The organism is Halomonas sp. V046 (assembly GCF_052645355.1).
The window spans coordinates 70,661-96,879 of record NZ_JBQXYF010000017.1 but is presented as its reverse complement, the minus strand read 5'-3'; the positions used below and the strand labels follow the sequence as shown (position 1 = coordinate 96,879).

Below are 26,219 nucleotides of genomic sequence, written 5' to 3'. Positions count from 1 at the left end.
ACTACGACGCCTTCGGCAACCTGACCCGGCGCATCGCGCCCAATGGCCACACCTGGCACTACCAGTACAACGCCGAGCACCGGCTGACCGAGGCCAGCCTCTACCACCAGGCCCCCGCCGCCGGCGATGATGCCACGCCCGTGACCCAGGCCCAGTACGCCTACGACGGCCTCGGCCGGCGCATCTACAAGCGGGTCAAAGCGCCAGGCGCCGCCGACAGGCTGACCGTCTTCACCTGGGACGGCGACCTGCTGCAGAGCGAAGAGAGCTTTCGGGGCGAACTACCGCCCACGCCCTACTTTTATTCGCCGTCAGAGCACCCCGAGCTCACCCGCGAGAACCCCGAGCGAAAGCACTCGATCCCCATCGCCCAGCGACAGCACAGCCTGGCCACGACTCCCGGCATCACCCCGGAGCGCCGCGTCAGCTACCTGTTCGAGCCCGGCAGCTTTATCCCCGCGGCCAAGCTGGCGGCGCACTACAAGGCCATCGAACAGAAAACCGGCAGCGGCACGGTGCTGTACACCGACCATCGACTGGCCGAACAAACGCTCTATTACTTCCAGACCGACCACCTCGGCACGCCCTTGGAGCTCGCCGGCAGCGACGGAAACCTCGCCTGGATCGGCCAGTACCGCGCCTGGGGCAAGCTCACCAAGGCCACCGATGGCAACGGCGACCCAAGCACCACCGACAACCCCTTCCGCTTCCAGGGCCAGTACCACGACGAAGAGACAGGCCTTCACTACAACCGCTTCCGCTACTATGATCCGGAGATAGGGCGCTTCACCACCCAGGACCCGATAGGACTCGCGGGTGGCACCAACCTGTATCAGTACGCGCCGAATCCTACCGGGTGGGTGGATCCGCTGGGGTTGGATGTATTTGATGTGGGGAGTTATCGCGACCTGAGAGGGGCTGTACGGGGTGGGCGCACAGGATTAGATGCCCATCACGCAGGCCAGAAGGCGATCATGAGAGATCTAGTTTCCGGCTATGATCTCAATACAGCACCCGCAATCCTGGTTCCTAAGGAAGGACACACCTTGTCGAGAGAAGGCGTTGGCATTGTTTCTCGAAGCAAAATCAATCCAACAACAGGGCAACCTTTTGACAGCCCAAGAGATCTGCTGGCTAGAGATGTGAAGGAGCTGAGAAGGGTTTACCCAGAAGCTCCTAACAATCAGCTGCAAGAACTTATCGGTCAGAACAAAGAAATGTATCCTGAAATGCGGCGGTGTCGTTGCCCTAGATGATGGAGAAAACAATGAGCACAGACATCCACGTGATTGAGTCAATCTTCTCTGAGCTTCTCGGGGAGGTTTTTGAAAGCTATAAGAAAAATCTGTCGAAGCCCGATGATGCCGACAAGCAAGGGAGCGATCCATACTCCAGAGCCAGAAACGCTCTCCGAGACTTGTCTACCGAAGACAAGCAAGCTATTTTCGACTTCATCAGATTGGCGATGGTAGATACCTCTTCCGTCATATTCGGAACCATCGACGGTTCTCATTTTCCGGAGAATATCGATAGGGATTTTTCCTTGGAGTACGACGGTGAAAAAATTCATGGCTCATTGCAGGACGAGCTTATCTCCTTGGCCGAAGACCAAGGAGTATATAAGTAACTGTAGGGTCTCGACTGATCAGCCACTGAGCTAACAACCCCAGTACAACACCGAGCACCTGTCGGGTCCCGGCTGACCGAGGCCAGCCTCTACCACCAGGCCCCCGCCGCCGGCGACGATACCGTGCCCGTGACCCAGGCCCAGTACGCCTACGATGGCCTCGGCCGGCGCATCTACAAGCGGGTCAAAGCGCCAGGCGCCGCCGACAGGCTGACCGTCTTCACCTGGGACGGCGACCTGCTGCAGAGCGAAGAGAGCTTTCGGGGCGAACTACCGCCCACGCCCTACTTTTATTCGCCGTCAGAGCACCCCGAGCTCACCCGCGAGAACCCCGAGCGAAAGCACTCGATCCCCATCGCCCAGCGACAGCACAGCCTGGTCACGCTCCCCAACATCACCCCGGAGCGCCGCGTCAGCTACCTGTTCGAGCCCGGCAGCTTTATCCCCGCGGCCAAGCTGGAGGCGCACTACAAGGCCATCGAACAGAACACCGGCAGCGGCACCGTGCTGTACACCGACCATCGACTGGCCGAACAAACGCTCTATTACTTCCAGACCGACCACCTCGGCACGCCCTTGGAGCTCGCCGGCAGCGACGGTAACCTCGCCTGGATCGGCCAGTACCGCGCCTGGGGCAAACTCACCAAGGCCACCGACGGCAACGGCAACCCAAGCACCACCGACAACCCCTTCCGCTTCCAGGGCCAGTACCACGATGAAGAGACAGGCCTTCACTACAACCGCTTCCGCTACTATGATCCGGAGATAGGGCGCTTCACCACCCAGGATCCGATAGGACTCGCGGGCGGCACCAACCTGTATCAATACGCGCCGAATCCCACCGGATGGGTGGATCCGCTGGGGTTGAGTAAAAGCTGTTGTGGGGGGCAATTTGATACCACCGGAAGGCCTCTCAGTAGTCGCCAATACTCCGTTTATGCGGAGTCAAACCTAACACCCGGAGAGCACTACCCTGGACGTTCAGACCGGGCGCATTTCCAAGAAGGGAATCGACAGCTACATGAACAGTTCCAATCTAACCCCAATTTTGCAGCCTCCATGGATAGTCAGTATCCCGGAATAGTTGATAGAGTTAAGCCGGGACCAATGGGGGCGCACACTAGAGCTGCGCCATATCCGGGTAGAGAAGGCTTGACATGGCACCACCATCCGGACCGAGAAGGTGTGATGCAATTGGTCCCAAGAGCCCAGCACCAGGCGAAGGGAAGTGTTCAAGAGGTTCTGCACCCTGGTGGACGTGGCGGAATGGAAAATTGGGGTGGTGGACGATAACCACTTTGGGACGGGAGCTCATATGGAAAACAAAACTCACGCTCTTATCGACGTGCTGAAGAACACCGAGAACTTCGACCTCGATTATGCTTTATTCCTATCGGCAAGGCCTTGGAAGACTGACACAAAAGCCTTAGTGCTGGATCCTGATGATGTTGGTGACCCAACCGACCCAGATGCGGATCCCCAAGAAGCGAAGGACTTGGGGATGCAGTATGCGCTCATGATGCAAGATATTGATGATATCTGTGAAAACCTAAAATCACAGGTTAGCTTACCCAGTGATGAGGATTTTTTGAAAGCATTCAACTTCTATATGGAAAACGATGCGTTTATCCAAATATTTGATGGAAATTGACACCCTCCACCCAGCAACAGCGATGCCTGTCAAGCTTGTTGGAACATCGGATCACGCCGTTTCTAACTGCTGATTCTGCATAAAGATCGGATCTTCCTGATCGGGATTCAGCCAGGCTGTGCGACGAGGCATCCAGTTGCGAGTGGTGCCACTCCAACGCCCTGGATGTTGTCGCTTGGCATCGGCATAGATGGCATCCCGCTTGGCCAATATAGCCCCGTCTTGGCCGGCATGCCGCTCGGCCGGTGTGGCGAAGCGAATGGCGCTGTGGCGGTGCTCGTAGTTGTACCACTGCACAAAACCGGCCACCCAGCGCTGAGCCGCCGCCAGATCGCTATAGCCTTCTACCGGATAATCCGGGCGGTATTTGCAGGTACGAAACAGCGACTCCGAGAAGGCGTTGTCATTGGAGACCCGTGGCCGGCTGTATGACGGCGTGATGTTCAGCCGCTGCAACGTCACTTGGAGCGTCGAGCCTTTCATGGCAGGGCCGTTGTCGGCGTGCAACACCAACGGCTGGTCGATACATCCCGCACGCAGGACGGCGCGCTGGATCACCTCGCTGCTGTTGGCCATGGACTCCTGGTCGAATACCTCAGCATCAACGATCTTACAGCTGAAGATATCGATAATCATGTACAGATAGTAGAACTGGCCACGTACCGGGCTTGGCAAGTACGTCACATCCCACGTCCAGCAGGCATTGGGACGCGTGACGCGGTGGCGCTGAGGGTCACCTTTGGGGCGTGGCGCACGAGCTCGGCCACGTGGATGCTGCTCATCGTGATCTCGGAGGATGCGGTAGTAGCTGGACTCAGATGCCACGTAGAGGCCTTCCTCGTCCAACAGGCGCGGCACGATCTGCCCCGGCGGCAGACTGGCAAACTCAGGGCGATGACAGATATCCAGCACCTGCTGTCGCTCCTCCGGCATCAGCGCATGGCTTGGAACAGGACGCTCGGCCTTGGGACGGCGGTCTTGATTCCCACGCGCCCAGCGGCGGTAAGTGTTGGTGCCAATGCCAAGCTCTGCGCATGTGGTCTGTAGGCGGGCTCCTCGGGCACGCGCCTTATTGATCAGCTGGATGGCTTCTTGGCGATCTGGGGTGCTGATCATTCGTCCTCGTCCCCCCAGATCGCTCGAGCCTTTTTTCTCAGCGTGAGCAGTGCGGCAGTTTCAGCGAGAGCCGCGTCCTTGCGGCGAAGCTCGCGTTTGAGTTCGAGATTCTCCCGGCGATCCGCCCGCTCTCCTGGCGGGCGGCGCGCTCACTGCGCTCGTTGGCGCCTTCGCAACTTGCACGCCAGCGTTCGCCTACGACGCCCAAGGGCGCCTGGTGCGCGCGGCCAATCTCGACAGCGAGACTCGCTTTCACTTCGACGGTGAAGACAACCTGATCGCCGAGGTCCAGCGCCACCGGCTCCCCGGGGGCAGCGGCTACAGCAGCGTCACCCGCCACACCCACGATGCCCTGGGCAACCGCGAGACCACCACCCTGCCGAGCGGCCAGCAGATCAGCTGGCTGCGCTATGGCGCCGGCCACGTGCAGGCCATGGCCGTGGATGGCCAGGAGCTCTTCGGCTTTACGCGTGACAGCCTGCACCGCGAGGTGCATCGCCATCAGCAAGGGCGTGAGACCGAGTCGCGCTATGACCCGGTGGGGCGCCTGATACAGCAGCACAGCTGGCAACGTCTACCCGGGAAGGACGTTGCCCCTGACGCAAGGCGCCGCCAGACCAAGCGCCAATGGCACTACGCCGACAATGGCCTGCTGACGGCCACCGACGACAGCCTGCGCGGCACCACTCGCTACGGCTACGACCCGCTGGGGCGGTTGCGTCAGGCCGTCTCGCCCACCCACGACGAACGCTTCGCCTTCGACCCCGCAGGCAACCTGGTGGACCCCGACGATAGCACCGGCAAGAACGAGGGCACGGACAAGAACGAGGACAGCTCCCTGGCGACGCGCTGGGCCAGCGGCCGAGAAACCGGTCAGCGCAGCTGGGTCGACTACCCCAACGCCCCCAAGCTGTCGCCGGCCATGGGCAACCTGCTCAAGCGCTACGCCGGCACCCACTACCACTACGACGCCTTCGGCAACCTGACCCGGCGCATCGCGCCCAATGGCCACACCTGGCACTACCAGTACAACGCCGAGCACCGGCTGACCGAGGCCAGCCTCTACCACCAGGCCCCCGCCGCCGGCGACGATGCCGTGCCCGTGACCCAGGCCCAGTACGCCTACGACGGCCTCGGCCGGCGCATCTACAAGCGGGTCAAAGCGCCAGGCGCCGCCGACAGGCTGACCGTCTTTACCTGGGACGGCGACCTGCTGCAGAGCGAAGAGAGCTTTCGGGGCGAACTACCGCCCACGCCCTACTTTTATTCGCCGTCAGAGCACCCCGAGCTCACCCGCGAGAACCCCGAGCGAAAGCACTCGATCCCCATCGCCCAGCGACAGCACAGCCTGGCCACGCTCCCCAACATCACCCCGGAGCGCCGCGTCAGCTACCTGTTCGAGCCCGGCAGCTTTATCCCCGCGGCCAAGCTGGAGGCGCACTACAAGGCCATCGAACAGAAAACCGGCAGCGGCACCGTGCTGTACACCGACCATCGACTGGCCGAACAAACGCTCTATTACTTCCAGACCGACCACCTCGGCACGCCCTTGGAGCTCGCCGGCAGCGACGGAAACCTCGCCTGGATCGGCCAGTACCGCGCCTGGGGCAAGCTCACCAACGCCAACGATGGGAATGGCGGCAACGCGGCCACTGACAACCCCTTCAGATTCCAGGGCCAGTACCATGATGAAGAGACAGGCCTTCACTACAACCGCTTCCGCTACTATGATCCGGAGATAGGGCGCTTCACCACCCAGGATCCCATCGGGCTCATGGGTGGTGCGAACCTGTATCAGTACGCGCCGAATCCCACTGGGTGGGTGGACCCGCTGGGGTTGAGTGGTAGCCCGTCGACTGCAACTCATGTCGCTTACCAAGGACTCGATGCAACGACAGGGAAACCATACGTAGGCTATGCCAGCATGCAAGGTCAGCGAACATCCCAAGAAGTAATTGATTACAGGTATAGTGGAGACTATGCCCGATTTAGTGGCGAACCGCCGGAAGCTCTGTACGACGGTTATGGTCAAGAAGGAAAAAATACAGCCCGTGGCCTAGAGCAACGAACATTCGAAAATCTTGGAGGGTTGGATGGCACTGCTAACAGACAAAATCCCGTGGGACCGAAAAACCCGAGAAGAAGCGATTACCTAGCAAGTGCAGATGAGTATCTAGGCATTAAAGAGAATGGAGGAAGCTGCTGCCGCAGCCGCTAACATATGGGAAAAAGAATCACTTGGAATCCTGAAGATTTTGTCAGCTTAAAGCTTCGCAGCAACCTATATACTATAGGTCAAATGCTAAACAAGCCAGCGATGCAGTTTTTCGACAAGTTTAACCATGATGGAAACTGGGGAGAAACCTCCCTCAGAAACGACGATTTATTATTCAAAGCCTTCATCTCAACAAAAGATGTTATAAAAGATCTCGCTGTTGAAAGACTGCCTAAGGAAAAATTTAACTCAGCGGACTTAAAATACGACTCTTTATGGATAAAACCATACACCCTAACAATGGATAGAGACCACTACAAGGGAAAACAAGGAGACTTCCCCTTTCTAGGCGGAAAAATAGTCGACCTGGGAACAAGCGGTAAAATAAGCACGACCCGCGCACCAGTAATACAAGAAGACCTCACACTCCCTACTGATCGTGAATTAATCGAGAGAATTGAACTGACAAACATGTGGAGCAGTGCCAGCCTCAACGATCGACTGTGTCGTTTCTTTGATACAGGAATTGATCGGGATGATCTAAAGTTCGAAATATTCCCCGGACTATGGAATGACAGAGAAAAAATTCGTCCTTTAACCTGCCGCCTACCTATACCATTCAGGTAACTACACGCAGGGCCTCGGACGATCAATTACTGACCTAATATCAGGCGTTCTATTACTTCCAGACCGACCACCTCGGCACGCCCTTGGAGCTCGCCGGCAGCGACGGTAACCTCGCCTGGATCGGCCAGTACCGCGCCTGGGGCAAACTCACCAAGGCCAACGATGGTAATGGCGGCAACGCGGCCACTGACAACCCCTTCAGATTCCAGGGCCAGTACCACGATGAAGAGACAGGCCTTCACTACAACCGCTTCCGCTACTATGATCCGGAGATAGGGCGCTTCACCACCCAGGACCCGATTGGACTCGCGGGTGGCACCAACCTGTATCAGTACGCGCCGAATCCCACCGGATGGGTGGATCCGCTGGGGCTGTGCAAATGTCCAAGCACAACAGCGTACGAGGTTGGGACTTTTGACGATTTGCGTAATCGATCTCAAGTTGGTGATGGGTTAGATATTCATCATGCTGTTCAAAAGCACCCTGCTGGACAGGTAGTTCCAGGTTATGACCAAAAAACGGCGCCATCAATGGCTGTGCCGAGTGCAGAACACAGATCTATACCGACTCTCAGAGGCGAATATTCCGCCCCCCAGAGAGCTTTTGGCTAAAGATGCCAGAGACTTGAGAAACTACACAAACGCTCCAAACTCATCAATCCAAGATCTAATATCTCTTAACAAAGAGATGCACCCCGGAACTCTTAATAAATAGTGGTAAAAAAATGACTTCTGATGAATTTGTCAACGCCTTCAAAGTGGCGGTAAAAGATGCCGCAATCAAAGATTCAATCGCTGTCTTACAGTCCCCCCCGGGGAGGAAGCCAGCAAAGGAGATTGTTGAAGCATCACACTTTTACAACAATTTGGATGACGAGGGCCGACAGATGGTTGACTTAATAATAAAACATGTCGCTGAAGGGGCTTCTTTTGGAGCACTGTGTGTTCTGGATGGTGTTAGAGCAATAGAATCAGGAGCCGAAAAAGGAGAAATAATCCTAAACTATAAAAAAAACGGAGCAACAACCAACATAAACAAAAACAACGACCTTCATGACATATATAATTCAAAGTAACGGTCTAGTTGCCGAACCCAAATGGAGGGTCTCGGATGATCAGTCATTGACCTGAAACCAGGCGCTTTATTACTTCCAGACCGACCACCTCGGCACGCCCTTGGAGCTCGCCGACAGCGACGGCAACCTCGCCTGGATCGGCCAGTACCGCGCCTGGGGCAAGCTCACCAAGGCCACCGACGGCAACGGCGACCCAAACACCACCGACAACCCCTTCAGATTCCAGGGCCAGTACCACGATGAAGAGACAGGCCTTCACTACAACCGCTTCCGCTACTATGATCCGGAGATAGGGCGCTTCACCACCCAGGATCCGATAGGACTCGCGGGCGGCACCAACCTGTATCAATACGCGCCGAATCCCACCGGATGGGTGGATCCGCTGGGGTTGAGTGGAAACTGTGATTGTTCTCGGGCTTCAGGTGGTGCTCACAGGGATGTACGCGGCACCCCAGGTAATGAATCACACCATATGCCTGCTGACTCAGTGAGCCCTATCTCAAGGAACCGGGGTCCAGCTGTTTCAATGCGGCAAGACGATCATAGGCAAACGGCTAGCTGGGGAAATTCAAAGGGAGCTAGGGCGTACCGTGAACAGCAAGGCCGTTTAATTGAGCAAGGAAATTTCCGAGGTGCGCAGCAGATGGATATAGATGACATGCAATCGAAATTTGGCGACCGATACGATGAATGAATTAGTCAAATGCAACAATACACCACCAAACTAGGGCTATAGGAATTCGAATATGCCATACTTAATATCCCCTTTAGAAGGGGTGGGTGCAATTGAATTTGGCATGCAGGCATCTTCCGTCAGGATGCTAATAGGAAAAGACTATACTAGCTTTAAACGAAACGTAACAGATGAATTTCCGTGCGACTACTACAAAGACAAAGGGCTTTTCATCTACTACAAGTCCCCCGGAGTCGTTGAGGCTATAGAACTCACACACCCGGCATCTCCAGAGCTAGACTGCAGCCCCTTACTAAGCATGACTTTCAAGGACTTAAAAAAACTTCTTAAAAAATACGACAACAACCTTGAGACTGATGGGTGCTCATCAATTTCACATGCTCTCGGAATTGGAGCTTACGCACCAAAGGCCATTGAGGAAGAGTCCTGTGAAATTGAAAGCATTATTGTTTTTGAGAAGGGATATTATGACTAAGCGTAGGGTCTCGACTGATCAGCCACTGAGCTAACAACCCCAGTACAACGCCGAACACCGGCTGACCGAGGCCAGCCTCTACCACCAGGCCCCCGCCGCAGGCAACGATGCCGTGCCCGTGACCCAGGCCCAGTACGCCTACGATGGCCTCGGCCGGCGCATCTACAAGCGGGTCAAAGAGCCATGCGCCGCCGATGTCGGCGTCCGAGCGATAAGTCCGTAAATCATCAAATCAGACTCTCCTTCCCCACGCCACAAACTCACCGGCATCAGCGAACGAACTCATCAGGCCGCGATGGGCCGGTCGAGTACTGGAGCCCCGCACACGAAACGGGCGCCCTTCTCGTGAAGGGCGCCCGTCATGACATCGCTCTTTGGGCGGAAGATTGCCATATCTCTTACAGGGCTTTCACCAGGTCCTCGATATCGCTGTGAGCCTGGGTCAGGGCCGCTTCCTTGGCGTCTTCCCCCATGTTCAGACCCTCGGCGAACACGCTGTCGAGCTGCTTGATGCCGATCAGCCCCAGCATGTGGGTAATGTGCGGCGTCTGGGTATCCATGGCGGTACCAGCATACTTGCCGCCGCGGGCACCGAGCAGGATGGCACGCTTACCTTCCAAAAGCCCAACCGGACCCTTCTCGGTGTAGCGGAAGGTCTCGCCGGCGCGCAGGATACGGTCGAACCATGCCTTGAGCTGAGACGGAATCCCCAGGTTGTACATGGGGACCGCAAGCACGATCACGTCGTTACCGCGCAGCTCTTCGAGTAGCGCATCGGAGCGCGCGGCCAGCTCGACCTGAGCCGGTGTACGCTCGTCGGCGGCGACCTGCCAGCTACCCAACTCGTCGATGCCCAGGTGCGGCAAGTCGTCGGCCACCACATCACGCGTGGTCACCGCGATATCGTCTCGCCGCTTGGCCAGGCGCTGGAAGTGACGAGCAAGGCCGATGGACTGACCGCTGTCGCCGAGAATGGATGAGGTGATCAGTAGAATGCGAGTCATCATGGGCCTCCTGGGCCGTTGTTGAACCATGACGCGCATCTTATCCGCTAATTTTTTCGACAAAAAGCGCAAATAACCGAGGAGTTTGTTCGAAAAAAACGAATAAAGTTGACCAAAGCTCGCCCCCGGTCGACACGTCGCCGCGCTCGCCCCTGACGCTCGCGGCGCCTCTCCTCTGCCCTGCCGGCGTGGTTCAAGGCCCGGGCGCCCCTGGCCATATTGCCCTCGGTAGAACGGTCGAGCCCGCGATAGCCGCGGCGCCTGCCCTTATCGTTGCGACCAATCGTCGGCCCCGCTGGCGTCGCGTCAGGGGGCGATGCCCTGGCCACAGCCCTTGAACTGGCGGCCGTTGATGTCCAGCGTGACCCGCGCCGGCCATGGCGTGCCGGCCATGTCGTCGAAGCAGGCCCGGGACTCGACGCGTAACTTGAATGGGGCGTCGGCGCGACCGCTTTGCAGGATCACCCGGCCCTCTCCGTTATCCAGCGTGGTGACCCGGTACGGCAGGCTAACCTTGCGCTCGCCGTAGTCCAGGGTCAGGTCGATACGCGGCACGTCGTTGGCCAGGCTCAGGTGCCAGCCGGGTTCGTTGCCGCGGGCGAAGAACATCACGCCGGGCTTGTCGCTGCGACGCAGCGAGTCGCGCCGGGTATTGGCCTGGCATTCCAGACGCCCGCGAGAGCTTTCCACCACCAGTTCATCGCCCTTGTCCCAGGCGCTGATCTCGCCCTTCTGGTAATGGCTGCCACTGGCGACCACGGCCTGGGGCAATTGCTCGGCGCCATGGGCACTCCACAGGCGCAGCGCTTCAGGCTGCGCGGCGGTGATCACGTCCTGAGACGGTGCACAGCTCCAGCCGACGAAACTGGTGGCATCGCCGATAAACAGCAGCGATGGCAACAGCGGCGCCTTGGCCTCGCCCCCAGATACCGTGCTGGACGCTCCCCCGGCCGAGGCATTTCGATCCTCTAGCGTCGGCGAGCCACTCGGCGCCGAAACGCAGCCGGTGAGCCACAGCACACCGACAATGGCAGATAGGGGACGCAACAAGGATCGAGACATGACGAGCTCCTGACGACACAGTAAGAGGACGATGAACTACCACAAGAAGCGGGCGGGAGGCTCACTTGCCCTCCCGCCCGCTACCTTACCAGCCCTGGCCGCATGCCGTTACTCAGGCATGGCGACGGCGCAAAATCCGCGCGGCCTCAACCATGTTGGCCAGCGCCGGTTCGACCTCCGACCAGCCACGGGTCTTGAGCCCACAGTCGGGGTTGACCCACAGCCGTTCCAGGGAAATCCGCTCGGCGGCCTTCTCCATCAGCGCAACCATCCAGTCGACGTCGGGCAGATTCGGTGAGTGAATGTCGTAGACGCCCGGCCCGATTTCGTTGGGGTAATCGAAGTCGCGGAAGGCATCCAGCAGCTCCATGTCCGAGCGCGAAGTCTCGATGGTAATGACGTCGGCATCCAGGTCGGCGATGGACTCGATGATGTCATTGAACTCCGAATAACACATATGGGTATGAATCTGGGTGGCATCGGCCACGCCGGATGCCGACAGACGGAAGGCTTCCACCGCCCAGGCCAGGTACTCGCCCCAGGCCGCGCGGCGCAGAGGCAGGCCTTCACGCAGTGCCGGCTCATCGATCTGGATGGCGTGGATGCCGGCGGCCTCGAGATCGCAGACTTCATCACGCAGGGCCAGCGCGATCTGGCGGCAGGTCACCGAGCGCGGCTGATCATCGCGCACGAAGGCCCACTGCAGCATGGTCACCGGCCCCGTCAACATGCCCTTCATCGGCGCGTTGGTCAGTGACTGAGCGTACTGGCTCCAGGCCACGGTCATCGGCTCGGGGCGGGCGACATCGCCGAACAGGATCGGCGGCTTGACGCAGCGCGACCCATAGCTCTGGACCCAACCGAAGCGCGTGAAGGCGTAGCCGTCGAGCTGTTCGCCGAAGTACTCGACCATGTCGTTGCGCTCGGGCTCGCCGTGGACCAGCATGTCGAGCCCCAGCGCTTCCTGAATCTTGACCGCGTACTCGATCTCGGCCTTCATCTGCGCTTCGTAATCGCTTGCCGGCAGGTCGCCAGCCTTGAACCGACGGCGCGCGGCACGAATCTCGGCGGTCTGGGGAAAGGAGCCGATCGTCGTGGTCGGAAACAGCGGCAACCCGAGCACCCGGCGCTGCGCTTCGCCACGCGTGAGATAGGCACTGTGGCGCTGGGCATCGGCATCGGTCAGTGCCGCCAGGCGGGTCGCGACCTCGGGGCGATGGATGCGCGGCGAGGCCTGGCGCGACGCCTGTGCCTGACTGGCCGCCGCCAGGCGCGTTTCATCCTCGGCGCCGAGGCGGCCGCCCAGCGCTCGGGCCAGGGTCACGGTCTCATCAAGCTTCTGGCGGGCGAAGGCGAGCCAGCTCTTGAACTCGGCATCGAGCTCGGATTCCCGTTCCAGGTCGACGGGCACGTGCAGCAGCGAGCAGCTCGGTGCGATCCATAGCCGCTCACCGAGACGTGCCTGGGCCGAGGCAAGCTCGTCGCGCAGCCGAACCAGGTCGGCGCGCCAGATGTTGCGGCCATCGATGGCGCCCACCGACAGCACCTTGTGGGGCAGCAGGCGGTCGATCAGGGCGTCGACGTCCTGGGGGGCACGCACGGCATCGATATGAAGCCCCGCCACCGGCAGCCCCACCGCCAGCGACAGGTTGTCGCCCAGCCCCCCAAAATAGCTGGCGACAAGTAGCTTGACCGGGGCTGCCTGGAGACTGTGGTAGGCGCGTTCATAGGCGTTTTGCCAACTCGCCGGAAGGTCCTGGGCCAGGGCCGGTTCATCGAGCTGTACCCACTCGACCCCAAGATCCGCCAGACGCACCAGAATCTCGCCATAGACGCCGATCAGGCCATCGAGCAGGGTCAGCCGGTCGAAGGCCGCCTCGCCGCGCTCCTTGCCGAGCCACAGCCAGGTCAGCGGGCCAGTCAGCACGACCTTCAGTGGATGTCCGAGCGTATTGGCCTCTTCCACTTCGTCGAACAGACGGCTGCCGGCCAGGCAGAACTCCTGGTTGGAATGTAGCTCCGGCACCAGGTAGTGATAGTTGGTATCGAAGTACTTGGTCATCTCGCAGGCGGCGGCGGGCTCACCGCTGGGCGCCCGCCCCCGGGCCATGCGAAAGGCGGTGTCGAGATCGACCTCCCCGCGGGCGACTTCATCCTCGGCGGCGAAGCGCTTCGGCACGGCACCGATCAGGGTGGAAACGTTCAGGACCTGATCATAAAAGGCGAAGTCGCCCACGGTGATCATGTCCAGGCCGGCGTCACGCTGGTCCTGCCAGTGGCGCAACCGCAGCTCGCGGCCCGCCTGCTCAAGGGCGTCGCGATCGATGTCGCCCTTCCAGTACGCCTCGGTGGCGCGCTTGAGCTCGCGGTCGGCGCCGATGCGAGGATAGCCGAGAACATGAGAAATAGTCATGATTAACCCTTGAGACCATGAATGATACGACGAAGTGTCGCTGGCCAGGAGGGGGTGAATCAAACTAAACTTACTAATCTTTATTATGAAAGCAGCTCACGATCATGCTTGAACTCCGCCATCTGCGCACCCTGGTCGCACTGCGCGACGCCGGCTCCCTGGTGGAAGCCGCCGAGCGGGTCCACTTGACCCAGTCCGCCCTCTCCCATCAGCTCAAGGATCTGGAGGAGCGCCTGGGCAACCCGCTGTTCCTGCGCAAGACGCGGCCGGTCGAGTTCACCCGGGCCGGCCTGCGCCTGCTGGCACTGGCCGAGCAGGTCCTGCCCACTGTGCGAATGGCCGAGCGTGACCTGGCCAGGCTCGCCGGCAACGAGCAGGGCCGCCTGCACATGGCGATCGAGTGCCATAGCTGCTTTCAGTGGCTGATGCCAACGGTGGATCACTTCCGCGACCACTGGCCGGAGGTGGAAATCGACATCCCCGGCGGCCACCACTTCGATCCGTTGCCGGCGCTTGCCCGGGAACACCTCGACCTGGTCATCACCGCCGACCCTCAGCCGCTGTCCGGCGTTCACTACGAGCCGCTATTCCGCTACGAGGGGCTATTGGCGGTGGCTCGCCAGCACCCCTTGGCGGGCCGGCCCTATGTAACGCCAAAGGATCTCGCCGACGAGACCCTGATCAGCTACCCGGTGGAACGCACGCGGCTGGATGTCTTTACCCAGTTTCTGGACCCTGAGGGGGTCACGCCAAAGGAAGTGCGTACCGCCGAGCTGACCATCATGATGATGCAGCTGGTGGCCAGCGGGCGCGGGGTCTGCGCTCTGCCCAACTGGGCGCTGACCGAGTACCTGGAAAGGGACTATGTGAAGGCGGTAGGACTTGGCGAGAGCGGGGTCTGGAGCACGCTGTTTGCGGCGATACGTGAGGAGACGCGTGATGCCCCCTGGATGGAGGACTTTCTGCGTACCGCCAGGGAAACGTCCTTCGCGGTGCTCGAAGGCATCAAGCCGGCCTGACTGGGCGCCACGGCGCGTGCCGCCCTCAGTCTCGGCGTCGCGGCAGTATCAGCGTAAACCTCGCACCGTGTAGCGTCGGGCTCTCGTCGACCATGACGCTGCCGCCGTGCCAGGCCATGATCTTCTGCACGATGGAAAGGCCAAGGCCATAGCCACCAGAGCGCCGAGTGCGGCTGTCATCGAGTCGGGCAAAAGGCTTGAAGATGTCCTGGCGCGACCCCGCAGGCACCCCTTCTCCGTCGTCTTCCACTTCCACGCGCACCAACCGCGCCTCTCGATGCAGGCTGACCCTCACCCGCCCATGGGCATGCCGACAGGCATTGCCGACCAGGTTCTGGATCGCCCGCTGCAGATAACGCGAATCGGCCGACACGTCGATCTCGGCTCCGGCGGCGAGCTGAACGTCGAGGTGCCCATGAAGCGGCATCAGTGATTCGATCACGCGTTCGCAGGTCTCCCGCAGGGCCACCGGCGATGGCGTCGGATCGACGCCATTGATCGTCTCACTGTCCAACCGGGCGTAGGTCAGGATTTCATCGATCAGGTCATCGAGTTCGTCGATATCACCATCGACGCCTTGAAGTTGGCGCTGAACCAGGGTGTCTTCAGACATGTCGCCGACCATCTGCACGGCAAAGCGAATCCTGGCCACCGGCGTACGCAGTTCGTGGGAGACCGCACGAATCATGTCCTGCTGGGCGCGCAGCAGTGTCTGTACCTGGGAGGCCATGCCGTTGAACGCCATGCCCACCCGTCCGAGAAAATCACCGCTCTCGACCTTGACCCGCGTGTCCAGTCGGCCGTTGGCCAGCCGGGTAGCCGCCATCTCCAGGCGTGACATGCGCGCCTCGATACCACGCACGATCAGGTAGATGACGATGGCAAGTGCCGCCATCAGCAGTACCAGCAACGATACCAACAGGGCCGGCGGCAGCGTTTCATAGGCGGCCATCGGCCCGACCGTCAGCCAGCAGATCGGCTCGCCAGGGGGTGACAGCTCCATGAACAGCATCACCGACCAGCGCTCGGGCAACAGCCGCAACTGGACTTCCCCGTTGGAGAGTCGTTCGAGCTGACGAGCATCGAGCTCGGCCGGCGGTTCCCGGCTCAAGGCAATATTGAGTCCAGACTCGGCCAGGAAGTCGAGCCGTTCCATGCGATGTTCGGCCTTGACGCTGGTCAGCCAAGTGCCCGCCAAGAGGGTCAAACCACGCAACTGGCGCTCCGAAAGTCCGACCATGGAAACTTCCAGCACCGCCTCCCCGCTGGGAATCATGCGCTGAAACCGCCAGCCATGCTCGCCGTCGTTATGCACCAGCACGCCGCCACGCTGCAGGCGGATCCGAGTGAAATAGCTAGGCGACAGGGCCGCCATGGGGACCAGCCGAAACGACATGTCGAGGGCTTCGGCACGGTCATGCAACCAGGTCTTGCGCTGATCCATCGGCAAGTCGTCGACGATCTCGGTCAACAGCCGCAGCGGGGCGGAGGCCAGCGACTCCCGGTACTGCTCGATACGGATCTTGTCGATCAGGGCGAGCCCCGCCATGGCCACACCAAGCGCCAGCACCAGGGTCGCCGCCAACATCACGTAGACCCTTAGAAAGGTGCTGTCAGCCAGGGTTCTACGCATCGACTCAGTGGTCCTTGACGAACAAGTAACCCTTGCTCCTCACCGTCTTGATGCGGTGGGGATGATGAGGATCGTCGCCGATCTTGGGACGGATGCGAGACACGCGCACGTCGATGGAGCGATCCTGGCCGTCGTAGCGAATGCCACGCAGCTGGGAAAATATCTCTTCGCGGGTCAGTACCCGTCCGGCATGACTGGCCAGCAGCCACAGCAGGTCGAACTCGGCGCTGGTCAATTCGATCCGCTCGCCCTTGAGCCAGGCTTCCCGAGTCGAATTGTCGACCTCGAGATCGGAGAACGTCAGTCGGCTGTCGCCACCGTTGTCGCTGGCATCCAGCCGGCGCAGCAAGGCGCGCATGCGCGCCAGCAGCACTCGGGGCTGAACCGGCTTCGGCACGTAGTCATCGGCGCCCATCTCGAGGCCCAGGACCTGATCCATGTCATCGGTGCGGGCGGTCAGCATCAAGATCGGGCCCGGGTAGTCACTGCGTACCCGACGGCAGATCGAGAGGCCATCTTCGCCCGGCAGCATCAGGTCCAGAATCACCAGATCCGGCTGTAGGGCAAGAATTCGCTCCACTCCCTTGCCGCCGTCATCTTCCAGCGAGACACGAAAGCCATTGGCTTCCAGGTAGTCCCGGGTCAGGCCGGCGAGGCGTTCATCATCTTCGATGATCAGCACATGATCCTGCTCACGTTGATCCAGGCGATCTTCCATAGGGTCTTCATTCCTTCAGCGGTCTCGACGCGCTATCCACACTAGCCACACCGCTATGGGCGAGCAATGTCACAAGCTTTCACATAAGGATACCCGAAATTTCTCGCTGCGCCTGCGCCTTCGGCACACTGCCACAACCGCGCCACCACGGGCGCTTCGGCGGAGCCCCCATTTGACCCCAGTTTGAACACAGTCCATCCACAAGGTTATCCACTTGATGAGTGCCAAAAACCACACTATCTTGTGTTCCAAATCAAATGAGGCACCACATCATGTGCCTCTAGCAATCACTCCCACGACTGTCAACCACCGCTTTTCGGCGCGGATGGCAGCGTAGAAATCCCCAGGAAGGAGCCTCGGCGCCATGGACACCCTCGCATCCCCGGACCGCTCGTCCGTCTCCGTCACTGCACCTCAGACCTTGCGCGTCATCAAGCGCACTGGCGACGTGGCGCCCTTCGACGCCGGCAAGATCGCAGTAGCCATGAGCAAGGCCTTCATTGCGGTGGAAGGAGACAACGCGGCCACGTCATCCCGCGTTCGCGATCTGGTCAAGGAATCCGCCGATGCCATCGCCAGGGCCTTCGCTCGACGCATGCCCGACGGCGGAACTGTCCATATCGAGGACATTCAGGACCAGGTCGAACTGGCGCTGATGCGTAGCGGCGAGCAAAAGGTCGCCCGCGCCTATGTCCTGTACCGCGAGGAGCACACCCGTGCCCGCGAGCGCCAGGACGCCAGCGGCATCGAGAAGCCCCACCCGACCCTGAACGTGACCGCTCTCGACGGCAGCGTGCGTCCGCTCGATCTGGGCCGGGTCGAGACCCTGGTGTTCGATGCCTGCTCGGACCTGGAAAACGTCGATCCCAACAAGATCGTCCAGGACTCGCTGAAGAACCTGTACGATGGCGTGACCATCGACGGCGTCTCCCAGGCGCTGATGATGACCGCCCGGACCCTGGTCGAGAAAGACCCCAACTACACCTACGTCACCGCTCGCCTGCTGCAGGACAACCTGCGCCGCGAAGCCCTGTCGTTTCTCGACATCGCCGAAGACGCGACCTATGGCGACATGGCCGAGCTCTACAAGCCGGCCTTCGTGCGCTACCTCGAGCGCGGTATCGAATTCGAGCAACTCGACCCCGAACTGGCCAACTTCGACGTCGAGCGTCTCGGCGAAGCCCTCGACTATACCCGCGACAACCAGTTCACCTACCTGGGCCTGCAGACCCTCTATGACCGCTACTTCATCCATCGCGATGACGTGCGCTATGAGTTGCCTCAGGTGATGTTCATGCGTGTGGCCATGGGCCTTGCGCTGAACGAAGACGACCGCGAAGCCCGTGCCATCGAGTTCTACGAACTGCTGTCGAGCTTCGACTACATGTCGTCGACGCCGACCCTGTTCAATGCCGGCACGGTAAGAAGCCAGCTGTCGAGTTGCTACCTGACCACCGTGCCTGACGACCTTGACCAGATCTACAGCGCCATCCGCGACAACGCCCTGCTGTCCAAGTGGGCCGGCGGTCTCGGCAACGACTGGACGCCGGTGCGAGCCCTCGGTTCCTACATCAAGGGTACCAACGGTAAATCCCAAGGCGTCGTGCCCTTCCTAAAAGTGGTCAACGACACCGCCGTGGCCGTCAACCAGGGCGGCAAGCGCAAGGGCGCTGTGTGTGCGTACCTCGAAACCTGGCACCTGGACATCGAGGAATTCCTCGAGCTGCGCAAGAATACCGGTGATGACCGCCGCCGCGCCCACGACATGAACACCGCCAACTGGGTGCCGGACCTGTTCATGAAGCGCGTCTTCGACGATGGCGACTGGACCCTGTTCTCGCCGTCCACCTGCCCGGACCTGCACGACCTGTACGGTGTCGCCTTCGAGAAGCGCTACCAGGAATATGAAGAGATGACGCGCAACGGGCAGCTCAAGCTGTTCAAGCGCGTCAAGGCCAAGGACATGTGGCGCAAGATGCTCTCGATGCTGTTCGAGACCGGCCACCCGTGGATCACCTTCAAGGATCCGTGCAATATCCGCAGCCCGCAGAGCCACGCCGGTGTCGTGCACAGCTCCAACCTGTGCACCGAGATCACCCTGAACACTTCGGTCGATGAGATCGCGGTGTGCAACCTGGGGTCGATCAACCTGGCGCAGCACATCACCGACGGCAAACTCGACGACGACAAGCTCAAGAAGACCGTACGCACCGCCGTGCGGATGCTCGATAACGTCATCGACATCAACTACTACGCGGTGCCCCAGGCCAAGAACTCGAACTTCAAGCACCGTCCGGTGGGCCTTGGCATCATGGGCTTCCAGGATTCGCTCTACGCCCAGGGCATCGCCTACGCCAGCAACGAGGCCGTGGACTTCGCCGACCGCTCCATGGAACTGGTCAGCTACCACGCCATCGAAGCCTCCAGCGACCTGGCCGCCGAACGCGGCAGCTACCAGAGCTTCGACGGCTCGCTGTGGAGCCAGGGCGTGCTGCCCATCGACTCCATCGACAAGCTCAAGGCCGAGCGCGGCGAGAAGTACATCGAGGTCGACACCAGCCAGACCCAGGACTGGGACCGCATCCGCAACAAGGTGGTGGCCCAGGGCATGCGCAATTCCAATGTGATGGCCATCGCCCCGACCGCGACCATCTCGAACATCTGCGGCGTGACCCAGTCGATCGAGCCGACCTACCAGAACCTGTTCGTCAAATCGAACCTGTCTGGCGAGTTCACCGTGGTCAACTCTTACATGGTCAATGACCTCAAGGAGCGCGGCCTGTGGGACGAGGTCATGATCAACGATCTTAAGTACTACGACGGCAGCGCCCAGCCCATCGATCGCATTCCGGAGGACCTTAAGGCCAAGTACGCCACCGCCTTCGAAGTCGAGCCGAGATGGCTGGTCGAGGCCGCCTCGCGTCGCCAGAAGTGGATCGACCAGGCTCAGTCGCTGAATCTCTACATCCAGGGTGTGTCCGGCAAGAAGCTCGACGTGACCTACCGCATGGCATGGTTCCGTGGTCTCAAGACCACGTATTACCTGCGTGCCCTCGGCGCCACCTCGGTGGAAAAATCCACCGTCGATCGCGGCAACCTGAACGCCGTGAGCAACGGCTCTGCCGCCCCGACGCCGAGCGCGGCACCGGCGCCCCAGCTTGACGCCGGCCCGACAACGCACTCGACACCACAAGAGCCCCGCGGCATCGATGACTTCTTGACCGGCAAGGGCGGCCAGCGCCCGCCGTCGGCCGGCGAGATCGACGAGCTCGGCTGCGAGGCCTGCCAATAAACTGGCGGAAAGCCTGACGCTGGAAGCGGCCCGTCCCGATTGACGGCCGGGCCGCCAGCAGCCTTCACCAGGGCTTCTCAGGAAAGCCCTGGGAGAGCGCCACAGGAAAGCGCCTAGGGAAAGCGCCTAGAGAGAGCGCCTAGAGAGAGCGCCCTGGGTGACTTGGCTGATGAACAACGCTTTAGCGGGCCGTGACGCCCCCTCAATTTCATGCCGGCACCTTCCTATCAGGCCGCCGGCCCCGTCTGAAAGACGATCGGGAGAGAACACATGCTGAACTGGGACGAGTTCCACGAAGACGATACCGCCACGGCCCCAGCGCCTCAGGCCAAGAGTGCGCCGCAGACCAAGGCCGAGTCGAAGCCTCAGCCGGAAGGCGCCGGCGTCGAGGAAAGCGCCGGCAACTACACTGCCGGCAACGACAGAGCGAGCAACTACGGCGTCGCCGACGAAGACCGCATGGCCCGGGCGCGCAAGTCGCTCGAAGAGCTCGACGTGGCCGCCGGGCTCGAAGAGCTCGAGATGGGCGCGGCGCGCATCGAGGTCGACGACAAGAAGATGATCAATGCCCGCGCCGACCTGAACCAGCTGGTGCCGTTCAAGTACGAGTGGGCCTGGCAGAAGTACCTGGACGGCAGTGCCAACCACTGGATGCCCCAGGAAGTGAACATGAACGCGGACATTGCGCTGTGGAAAGGCCAGGACGGCCTGACCGCCGACGAGCGCCGCATCGTCGAGCGCTCACTGGGTTACTTCTCCACCGCCGATTCGCTGGTCGCCAATAATCTGGTGCTCGCGGTCTACCGCCTGATCACCAACCCGGAGTGCCGCCAGTACTTGCTGCGCCAATCCTTCGAGGAAGCGATCCACACCCACGCCTATCAATACTGCGTGGAGTCACTCGGCATGGATGAAGGCGAGGTCTTCAACATGTACCGCGAGGTGCCGTCGGTGGCTGCCAAGTCCGCCTGGAGCCTCAAGCACACCCAGTCGCTGTCGCGTCCGGACTTCCACACCGGCACCGACGAGACCGACCAGGAGCTGCTGCGCAACCTGGTGGCGTTCTACTGCGTCACCGAAGGCATCTTCTTCTACTGCGGTTTCAGCCAGATTCTGTCCATGGGCCGGCGCAACAAGATGACCGGCGTCGCCGAGCAGTTCCAGTACATCCTGCGCGACGAGTCGATGCACCTGAACTTCGGCGTCGACATGATCAACCAGATCAAGATCGAGAACCCGCACCTGTGGACGCCGGCGTTCCAGGACGAGTGCACCCAGATGATCCTCGAGGGCACCGAGCTCGAGATCGACTACGCTCGCGACACCATGCCCCGTGGCGTGCTCGGCATGAACGCCGCGATCATGGAAGAGTACCTGCACTTCATCTGCAACCGCCGCCTGGCCCAGATCGGCCTGAAGGAGCAGTTCCCGGGAGCCAAGAACCCGTTCCCGTGGATGAGCGAGATCATCGATCTGCGCAAGGAAAAGAACTTCTTCGAGACCCGCGTCACCGAGTATCAGGTGGGTGGCGCACTGAGCTGGGATTAAGGTGAGCGTCGCTGCGCCCCGAGCCTTCCTGGCGAACCGCTCGGCGGCGCAGCGTACGTTCTCGGCACAAAGCAACACACCGTTGTATCGGGAGGGCGTCATGGATTATCGCTCGGCCAGGTTGCTGAATCGGTTTGCTGCCGGCGCGAGGCCCTACACGCGCCTCTCGTCGCGTTCCCGAAATTGCAGGCTCTGCCGTCATGGCAGAGCCTGTTTTGCGTCTGCCTCTCGACACAGCATCCCCACAGTCCCTTCAGTAGATCCGCTCAGCAGTCCCAGCAGCACCCGACCAAGCCGTATCGAGCAGTGGTAGAAATCACAGGAACCGTCGATAGCACAACGTTGAAGCGTCCATCCACGCGAGTCACCCAAGGAGGGCATCAAGATGCCTGAATTTGATCATCATCCTCGTGACGCCCGGGCCTGGCAGTCGGCCCTGGACCAGGCACTCACCGCCCACGGCGGCGAACGCGCCCTGGCCCGCTACGATCACCTCGCCCACGCCTTTCCCGCGCCGGAATACGATCCTCGCGACGAGGCCCACCCTCACCTGAATCTGGATGCGCTAAAGCGCTGGGCGCTGTATCGCGGCTGGCGGGCCCAGCCAGACACCGAACGCATGGGTGCGGCGAGCACGCCACCGATTCGCTTCACACGCCTAGCACGCTCGAGCGGACAGTTCACCAGCCATTGACACGTCCGTCCGCTGGAGGTGCGCCATAGGCTCTTGAATGCCCCGCGATGGAGCCCGGCAATAACGCCCCTGACCACAGCCAGCAAGGTGTGGTCAGGGCTGGCAATGCGTGCGTCTGGCCGTCGCCATGCGTTGGTCCTGCGTAGGTCGTTCTGGTTCGTATAGCTTGCCGAGTGTATTCCAGCCAGCCGGGCTCGACGCCCTGGTTGGCCCTAACGCGAGACCAACAGGCGCGCCCGTGGCTCGACCAGGATCACATCATGCATGGCGCTACGCATGGCTTCGCCGACACAGGCGCCCTGGCGAGAAAAGTGCAGTGCGGCCAATCCCTTGAGGTTGCCGCCGACCAATACGTCGTGACAGCCGGCATTTTCCAGCAGCGTGGCCAATGCCTGTGATGACAAGCCCTCAGGCAGGGTGAACGTCAGTTCAAAATCGTGTTCCGACATGGTCTGGCTTCCTCCATGAGCCGCGCTCGCCCACAACAAGCGGGGCCAAGGTGGCCGGTTGAAGGCACCTTCCGCGGTGACTAGGTGATGTTTCACCCAGTCTGGCTCGTCGACGCCTTCCGCCAACACTGTCCCGATGACGTAGAAGCGCGGACGAGCACTAGGTCGTCGATATTTTCTTCTGACATCGGCCGATCCGGCCGCTGCCCACCAGCATGCCAAGGGTGATGAGCCCCGCGGCAAGGGCCAGCCACAGCGTAGGCTCGGCGTAGTCGGTAACGACCAGTACCAGCGTCGAGAGCAGCGGCGTGAAGTAGGCCAACAGCCCGAGCAGGCGCAGGTCACCCTGCTTGACTCCGATATCCCAGGTAAAGAAGGCACTGCCCACCGGGCCTAGGCCCAGTCCGATGACGCCAAGCCAGGCGCTGCCCTCGGGCCAGCGCGTGGTCTCGAAGGCCAGATGACAAGCGCCCGCGAGTACCGCCGTGCCCAGGCAAAAGCCCCCTACCGCGGCGGTGGGAACATGGCGCGCCGCCCGCGACAACACCGAATACCCACTCCAGACGAAGGCGCAGGCGAAGGCGGCGCCATAGCCCACCAGGCTGCCGCCGGCGTTGACATCGCCCCCCACCAACAAGGCAGCGCCGGCGAACCCGAGTAGACTGCCAACGACGTGGAATACCCGCAATCGTTCACCGGGCAGCAGTGCCACAAACAACACAATCAACAGCGGCCAAAGGTAGGCGATCAACCCGGCGTTGGCCGCCGGTGCGTTTTGCTGGGCAACAAAATAGAGCGCGTGATAGCCGAACAGGCCACCGACACCAAGCGCCCAGATCCTGGGAGGCTGGCGCAGGGTGTCGACGAGCGACTGGCCACGCAGCCCAAGCCAGACCAGAAAACATGCGAAGGCGACGGTGAAGGCCAGGGCCGTCAACAGAAACGGCGGAACCGGCCCCGAAAGCTGCGTCAACGCCGCCAACAGCGCCCAGTTCACTACCGTGGTGGCTCCGATCAGGGTCGCGCGCCTGGCGCTTGCGCTCTCCGTGGCTCGAGACGAAGCGCCATCGGTGCCTGGCCGTTGGCCCTGAGGGTGCTGATCGGACGAACGTCCGGGGGTATCGATCACGGGAGACACTCCATCGAGAAAACCTGCCCTCAGTCTGCTCGTGCCAGGTCTCTGAGACTTGTCGATTCCTGACCATTGCCCTCCTCGCTCAGGCAAGCTGCCCTGCGCTCGGCCCGCCACTGACGAGGAGACAGGTCGTGCTGGCGCCGAAACACTCGGGAGAAGTGAGCAGAATCGGCAAAGCCGCAAGCCAGGGCAATATCGGTCAATGACGCATGCCGGTCCTGCATCAAGCGACGAGCCAGGGCCAGGCGCTCGCGAGTCAGCCAGGCATATGGGGAACACCCCACCAAAGCACTGAACTGACGGGCGAAGGCGGCTTCGGCAAGATGGCAGCGCGCCGCCATGTCGGCAACTCGCCAGGGGCTTGCCAGGTCGGTGCGGACGAGCGGAAGCAATTCGATCAGCCGCAACCGATGGCCTCCCACGCGGCGACCCAAGCCACGAGCAACGCTATCCTCGACTCGGGACAGCCAGCGTGCCAGACCACCGGGATGGGCGAGCAGTGCAGGGGCCTGGGCGGCCACGTCCGCGGGCAAGCGCCGCGTCCAGCCACCCGCGGAGCCGTCGAACAACGCATTCAGTTCGAGGCTTTCACACCAGCGTTGCGGGAGATCCAGCACGAGAATTCGGTTGGCGCACGGCGCCAGATAATGGTGCGATGAGAGCGCCGGGACAACGGCCAACACGCCCTCGGTCACATGGCTCGAGCGCCCTTCCACCTCGAGCTCCACGCCGCCCGAAAGGCCCAGCAACAGCTGATGAAATCCGTGGCGGTCACAAAGCACCCGGTCGGGATAGGCACGGGGCTCGACCATGGGAACGTTCAACTCGGGCATCTTGCGACCATCGCCTCCGACCAGGAGCTGTAGTGTGTCATGTCAGGGGGGCCGTTCGTCCATCGCGAAAAAAACCTGCGCCCCGCTGCGGCTTGTCTGCGGCGTTCTCCCTTTCCTTGTCCTTTCCTTGTCCTTTCCTTGTCCTTTCCTTGTCCTTTGCTTGTCCTTTCCTCGTACGCCGTGACATGGATCAACGGCCGCGCGATTTGGAAGAATATCGCTTTTCATTTGCATTGCGACGGCCGCGACGGCGGCGTAGCGTATGAGTGTCGTCTCTTACACTGTCTGCAGGAGGCCAGTCATGGCGCAAGACAAGAGCGTGATCAAGAGGGTTTACGTGCCAACTCATGTGAAGCAGCTGCCGAACGGCGACCGCGTCACCGTCCCCGGTCACTACAAGACCCCGCCGCCCCGCTGAAGGTGATGTTCCGTCTTGCGACCCGACTTCGCTGGTTCTTCTCGATAGGCAAAGGCCGCGCGTTCAGAGCGCGGCCTTTCGTGCGGGCAGACGGTTTAGACGATTGGCGTTGCTGGCTCTTTCCCTGGCCCAACGCCCACAGGCCACGGCCTCAGGCCTCAGAAATGGCGCGACACACCCGCCACCAGCCAAGCCCTACCGGAATGCCATAGAGAAAAGCATGCACCAGCAGCTCCTCACCGAGTGCGTAGCCTTGCGAAAGCCCGATGTTCAAGTTCCAGGCGCATAGCGCCATCCAGGCCAAGCTAAAGATCCACATGGCAAGATACTGCCGCGACTTGGGACAAAAGCGTAGCAGCAGCAGGACAATGACCACGCCAATGGCGATGATCAGCAGCATTCTCATGTTGGCCTCATTTCCAGCAGTTGAGAAATTTCAGCATAGTCTGGACCCTGGCACCGCGCCGCGACGCCCCCCCGCCGTTATCAACGCGCCGCCGCCGGCCCCCGGCGTAGACAGA

Annotated in this window: 23 protein-coding genes and 1 pseudogene; 14 read left to right on the top strand and 10 right to left on the bottom strand. The window is 60.9% G+C overall.

Going from position 1 to position 26,219, the window contains the following annotated elements:
• The 4 genes from ACUN9Y_RS19700 to ACUN9Y_RS19685 all read left to right on the top strand — a co-directional run.
• Nucleotides 1–1,256 (top strand): RHS repeat-associated core domain-containing protein (locus tag ACUN9Y_RS19700; RefSeq protein WP_445462438.1); only part of this gene is annotated, 1,256 nt, incomplete at its 5' end.
• A gap of 11 nt (nt 1,257–1,267) precedes the next feature.
• Entirely contained in the window at nt 1,268–1,627 is a 360-nt protein-coding gene (locus ACUN9Y_RS19695; RefSeq protein WP_445462437.1) for a hypothetical protein, read from the top strand.
• A 129-nt stretch (nt 1,628–1,756) separates the two neighbouring features.
• On the top strand, nt 1,757–2,920 hold the full coding sequence (locus ACUN9Y_RS19690; RefSeq protein ID WP_445462436.1) for an RHS repeat-associated core domain-containing protein: 1,164 nt from the start codon (nt 1,757–1,759) through the stop codon (nt 2,918–2,920).
• 22 nt (nt 2,921–2,942) lie between these two features.
• Complete coding sequence (locus ACUN9Y_RS19685) at nt 2,943–3,278, top strand: DUF7716 domain-containing protein (protein WP_445462435.1); 336 nt, start codon at nt 2,943–2,945, stop codon at nt 3,276–3,278.
• 51 nt (nt 3,279–3,329) lie between these two features.
• Here the strand turns inward: ACUN9Y_RS19685 and ACUN9Y_RS19680 are convergent, their stop codons facing one another.
• Entirely contained in the window at nt 3,330–4,394 is a 1,065-nt protein-coding gene (locus tag ACUN9Y_RS19680) for an IS3 family transposase (protein ID WP_445462434.1), read from the bottom strand.
• Nucleotides 4,395–4,611: 217 nt separating this feature from the next.
• Here ACUN9Y_RS19680 and ACUN9Y_RS19675 point away from each other — a divergent pair, with 217 nt between their 5' ends.
• The 6 genes and pseudogenes from ACUN9Y_RS19675 to ACUN9Y_RS19650 all read left to right on the top strand — a co-directional run bounded on the left by ACUN9Y_RS19675 (nt 4,612) and on the right by ACUN9Y_RS19650 (nt 9,480).
• Nucleotides 4,612–6,612, top strand: coding sequence for an RHS repeat-associated core domain-containing protein (locus ACUN9Y_RS19675; RefSeq protein ID WP_445462433.1), 2,001 nt, complete (start codon nt 4,612–4,614; stop codon nt 6,610–6,612).
• Nucleotides 6,613–6,615: 3 nt separating this feature from the next.
• Entirely contained in the window at nt 6,616–7,236 is a 621-nt protein-coding gene (locus tag ACUN9Y_RS19670) for a hypothetical protein (RefSeq protein WP_445462432.1), read from the top strand.
• A gap of 83 nt (nt 7,237–7,319) precedes the next feature.
• On the top strand, nt 7,320–7,847 hold the full coding sequence (locus ACUN9Y_RS19665; protein WP_445462431.1) for an RHS repeat-associated core domain-containing protein: 528 nt from the start codon (nt 7,320–7,322) through the stop codon (nt 7,845–7,847).
• 113 nt (nt 7,848–7,960) lie between these two features.
• Nucleotides 7,961–8,311: a hypothetical protein gene (locus ACUN9Y_RS19660; RefSeq protein WP_445462430.1), complete on the top strand. Its 351-nt coding sequence runs from the start codon at nt 7,961–7,963 to the stop codon at nt 8,309–8,311.
• Between the two features lie 79 nt (nt 8,312–8,390).
• Nucleotides 8,391–9,005, top strand: a pseudogene (locus ACUN9Y_RS19655) (RHS repeat-associated core domain-containing protein); the annotation flags it as partial.
• A 52-nt stretch (nt 9,006–9,057) separates the two neighbouring features.
• Nucleotides 9,058–9,480, top strand: a complete 423-nt coding sequence (locus tag ACUN9Y_RS19650; protein WP_445462429.1) for a hypothetical protein — start codon at nt 9,058–9,060, stop codon at nt 9,478–9,480.
• 398 nt (nt 9,481–9,878) lie between these two features.
• On the opposite strand, the gene ACUN9Y_RS19645 is transcribed toward ACUN9Y_RS19650, so the two are convergent.
• From ACUN9Y_RS19645 to metE, 3 genes are all read right to left on the bottom strand, one after another.
• The gene (locus ACUN9Y_RS19645; protein ID WP_445462428.1) at nt 9,879–10,487 is read right to left on the bottom strand and encodes an FMN-dependent NADH-azoreductase; all 609 of its coding nucleotides are present in this window, start codon (nt 10,485–10,487) and stop codon (nt 9,879–9,881) included.
• A 303-nt stretch (nt 10,488–10,790) separates the two neighbouring features.
• The gene (locus ACUN9Y_RS19640; RefSeq protein WP_445462427.1) at nt 10,791–11,546 is read right to left on the bottom strand and encodes a C-type lysozyme, inhibitor; all 756 of its coding nucleotides are present in this window, start codon (nt 11,544–11,546) and stop codon (nt 10,791–10,793) included.
• A 112-nt stretch (nt 11,547–11,658) separates the two neighbouring features.
• Nucleotides 11,659–13,959, bottom strand: coding sequence for a 5-methyltetrahydropteroyltriglutamate--homocysteine S-methyltransferase (gene metE, locus ACUN9Y_RS19635; RefSeq protein ID WP_445462426.1), 2,301 nt, complete (start codon nt 13,957–13,959; stop codon nt 11,659–11,661).
• 104 nt (nt 13,960–14,063) lie between these two features.
• On the opposite strand from metE, the gene ACUN9Y_RS19630 reads away from it, so the two are divergent.
• Nucleotides 14,064–14,978 carry a LysR family transcriptional regulator gene (locus tag ACUN9Y_RS19630; protein WP_445462425.1) on the top strand — a complete coding sequence of 305 codons (915 nt, stop codon included), beginning with the start codon at nt 14,064–14,066 and terminating at the stop codon, nt 14,976–14,978.
• A gap of 25 nt (nt 14,979–15,003) precedes the next feature.
• Here the strand turns inward: ACUN9Y_RS19630 and ACUN9Y_RS19625 are convergent, their stop codons facing one another.
• Both ACUN9Y_RS19625 and ACUN9Y_RS19620 read right to left on the bottom strand, forming a co-directional pair.
• Nucleotides 15,004–16,611: an ATP-binding protein gene (locus ACUN9Y_RS19625; RefSeq protein WP_445462424.1), complete on the bottom strand. Its 1,608-nt coding sequence runs from the start codon at nt 16,609–16,611 to the stop codon at nt 15,004–15,006.
• Nucleotides 16,612–16,615: 4 nt separating this feature from the next.
• Nucleotides 16,616–17,329, bottom strand: coding sequence for a winged helix-turn-helix domain-containing protein (locus ACUN9Y_RS19620; protein ID WP_445462423.1), 714 nt, complete (start codon nt 17,327–17,329; stop codon nt 16,616–16,618).
• 364 nt (nt 17,330–17,693) lie between these two features.
• On the opposite strand from ACUN9Y_RS19620, the gene ACUN9Y_RS19615 reads away from it, so the two are divergent.
• The 3 genes from ACUN9Y_RS19615 (at nt 17,694) to ACUN9Y_RS19605 (ending at nt 22,863) form a co-directional block, all read left to right on the top strand.
• Nucleotides 17,694–20,621 (top strand): ribonucleoside-diphosphate reductase subunit alpha, encoded by a 2,928-nt coding sequence (locus ACUN9Y_RS19615; protein ID WP_445462422.1) that lies wholly within the window; start codon nt 17,694–17,696, stop codon nt 20,619–20,621.
• A gap of 270 nt (nt 20,622–20,891) precedes the next feature.
• Nucleotides 20,892–22,169: a ribonucleotide-diphosphate reductase subunit beta gene (locus ACUN9Y_RS19610; protein WP_445462421.1), complete on the top strand. Its 1,278-nt coding sequence runs from the start codon at nt 20,892–20,894 to the stop codon at nt 22,167–22,169.
• 385 nt (nt 22,170–22,554) lie between these two features.
• Complete coding sequence (locus tag ACUN9Y_RS19605) at nt 22,555–22,863, top strand: hypothetical protein (protein ID WP_445462420.1); 309 nt, start codon at nt 22,555–22,557, stop codon at nt 22,861–22,863.
• Nucleotides 22,864–23,075: 212 nt separating this feature from the next.
• Here ACUN9Y_RS19605 and ACUN9Y_RS19600 read toward each other — a convergent pair whose 3' ends face one another.
• From ACUN9Y_RS19600 to ACUN9Y_RS19585, 4 genes are all read right to left on the bottom strand, one after another.
• Entirely contained in the window at nt 23,076–23,312 is a 237-nt protein-coding gene (locus ACUN9Y_RS19600; RefSeq protein WP_445462419.1) for a hypothetical protein, read from the bottom strand.
• Between the two features lie 160 nt (nt 23,313–23,472).
• The gene (yddG, locus tag ACUN9Y_RS19595; RefSeq protein WP_445462418.1) at nt 23,473–24,441 is read right to left on the bottom strand and encodes an aromatic amino acid exporter YddG; all 969 of its coding nucleotides are present in this window, start codon (nt 24,439–24,441) and stop codon (nt 23,473–23,475) included.
• A gap of 29 nt (nt 24,442–24,470) precedes the next feature.
• Entirely contained in the window at nt 24,471–25,280 is an 810-nt protein-coding gene (locus ACUN9Y_RS19590) for an AraC family transcriptional regulator (RefSeq protein ID WP_445462417.1), read from the bottom strand.
• A gap of 569 nt (nt 25,281–25,849) precedes the next feature.
• A complete protein-coding gene (locus ACUN9Y_RS19585; protein WP_445462416.1) occupies nt 25,850–26,104 on the bottom strand; it encodes a hypothetical protein in 255 nt (84 codons plus the stop codon).
• Nucleotides 26,105–26,219 lie beyond the last annotated feature (115 nt).

Excerpts from the sequence above, each read along its gene's own strand:
- ACUN9Y_RS19620 (WP_445462423.1), bottom strand. The coding sequence starts at position 17,329 with ATGGAAGATCGCCTGGATCAACGTGAGCAGGATCATGTGCTGATCATC.
- ACUN9Y_RS19645 (WP_445462428.1), bottom strand. The coding sequence starts at position 10,487 with ATGATGACTCGCATTCTACTGATCACCTCATCCATTCTCGGCGACAGC.
- ACUN9Y_RS19625 (WP_445462424.1), bottom strand. The coding sequence starts at position 16,611 with ATGCGTAGAACCCTGGCTGACAGCACCTTTCTAAGGGTCTACGTGATG.
- ACUN9Y_RS19670 (WP_445462432.1), top strand. The coding sequence starts at position 6,616 with ATGGGAAAAAGAATCACTTGGAATCCTGAAGATTTTGTCAGCTTAAAG.
- ACUN9Y_RS19640 (WP_445462427.1), bottom strand. The coding sequence starts at position 11,546 with ATGTCTCGATCCTTGTTGCGTCCCCTATCTGCCATTGTCGGTGTGCTG.
- ACUN9Y_RS19695 (WP_445462437.1), top strand. The coding sequence starts at position 1,268 with ATGAGCACAGACATCCACGTGATTGAGTCAATCTTCTCTGAGCTTCTC.
- ACUN9Y_RS19590 (WP_445462417.1), bottom strand. The coding sequence starts at position 25,280 with ATGCCCGAGTTGAACGTTCCCATGGTCGAGCCCCGTGCCTATCCCGAC.
- ACUN9Y_RS19660 (WP_445462430.1), top strand. The coding sequence starts at position 7,961 with ATGACTTCTGATGAATTTGTCAACGCCTTCAAAGTGGCGGTAAAAGAT.
- ACUN9Y_RS19685 (WP_445462435.1), top strand. The coding sequence starts at position 2,943 with ATGGAAAACAAAACTCACGCTCTTATCGACGTGCTGAAGAACACCGAG.
- ACUN9Y_RS19585 (WP_445462416.1), bottom strand. The coding sequence starts at position 26,104 with ATGAGAATGCTGCTGATCATCGCCATTGGCGTGGTCATTGTCCTGCTG.
- metE (WP_445462426.1), bottom strand. The coding sequence starts at position 13,959 with ATGACTATTTCTCATGTTCTCGGCTATCCTCGCATCGGCGCCGACCGC.
- ACUN9Y_RS19650 (WP_445462429.1), top strand. The coding sequence starts at position 9,058 with ATGCCATACTTAATATCCCCTTTAGAAGGGGTGGGTGCAATTGAATTT.
- ACUN9Y_RS19605 (WP_445462420.1), top strand. The coding sequence starts at position 22,555 with ATGCCTGAATTTGATCATCATCCTCGTGACGCCCGGGCCTGGCAGTCG.
- ACUN9Y_RS19680 (WP_445462434.1), bottom strand. The coding sequence starts at position 4,394 with ATGATCAGCACCCCAGATCGCCAAGAAGCCATCCAGCTGATCAATAAG.
- ACUN9Y_RS19600 (WP_445462419.1), bottom strand. The coding sequence starts at position 23,312 with ATGTCGGAACACGATTTTGAACTGACGTTCACCCTGCCTGAGGGCTTG.
- ACUN9Y_RS19615 (WP_445462422.1), top strand. The coding sequence starts at position 17,694 with ATGGACACCCTCGCATCCCCGGACCGCTCGTCCGTCTCCGTCACTGCA.
- ACUN9Y_RS19610 (WP_445462421.1), top strand. The coding sequence starts at position 20,892 with ATGCTGAACTGGGACGAGTTCCACGAAGACGATACCGCCACGGCCCCA.
- ACUN9Y_RS19630 (WP_445462425.1), top strand. The coding sequence starts at position 14,064 with ATGCTTGAACTCCGCCATCTGCGCACCCTGGTCGCACTGCGCGACGCC.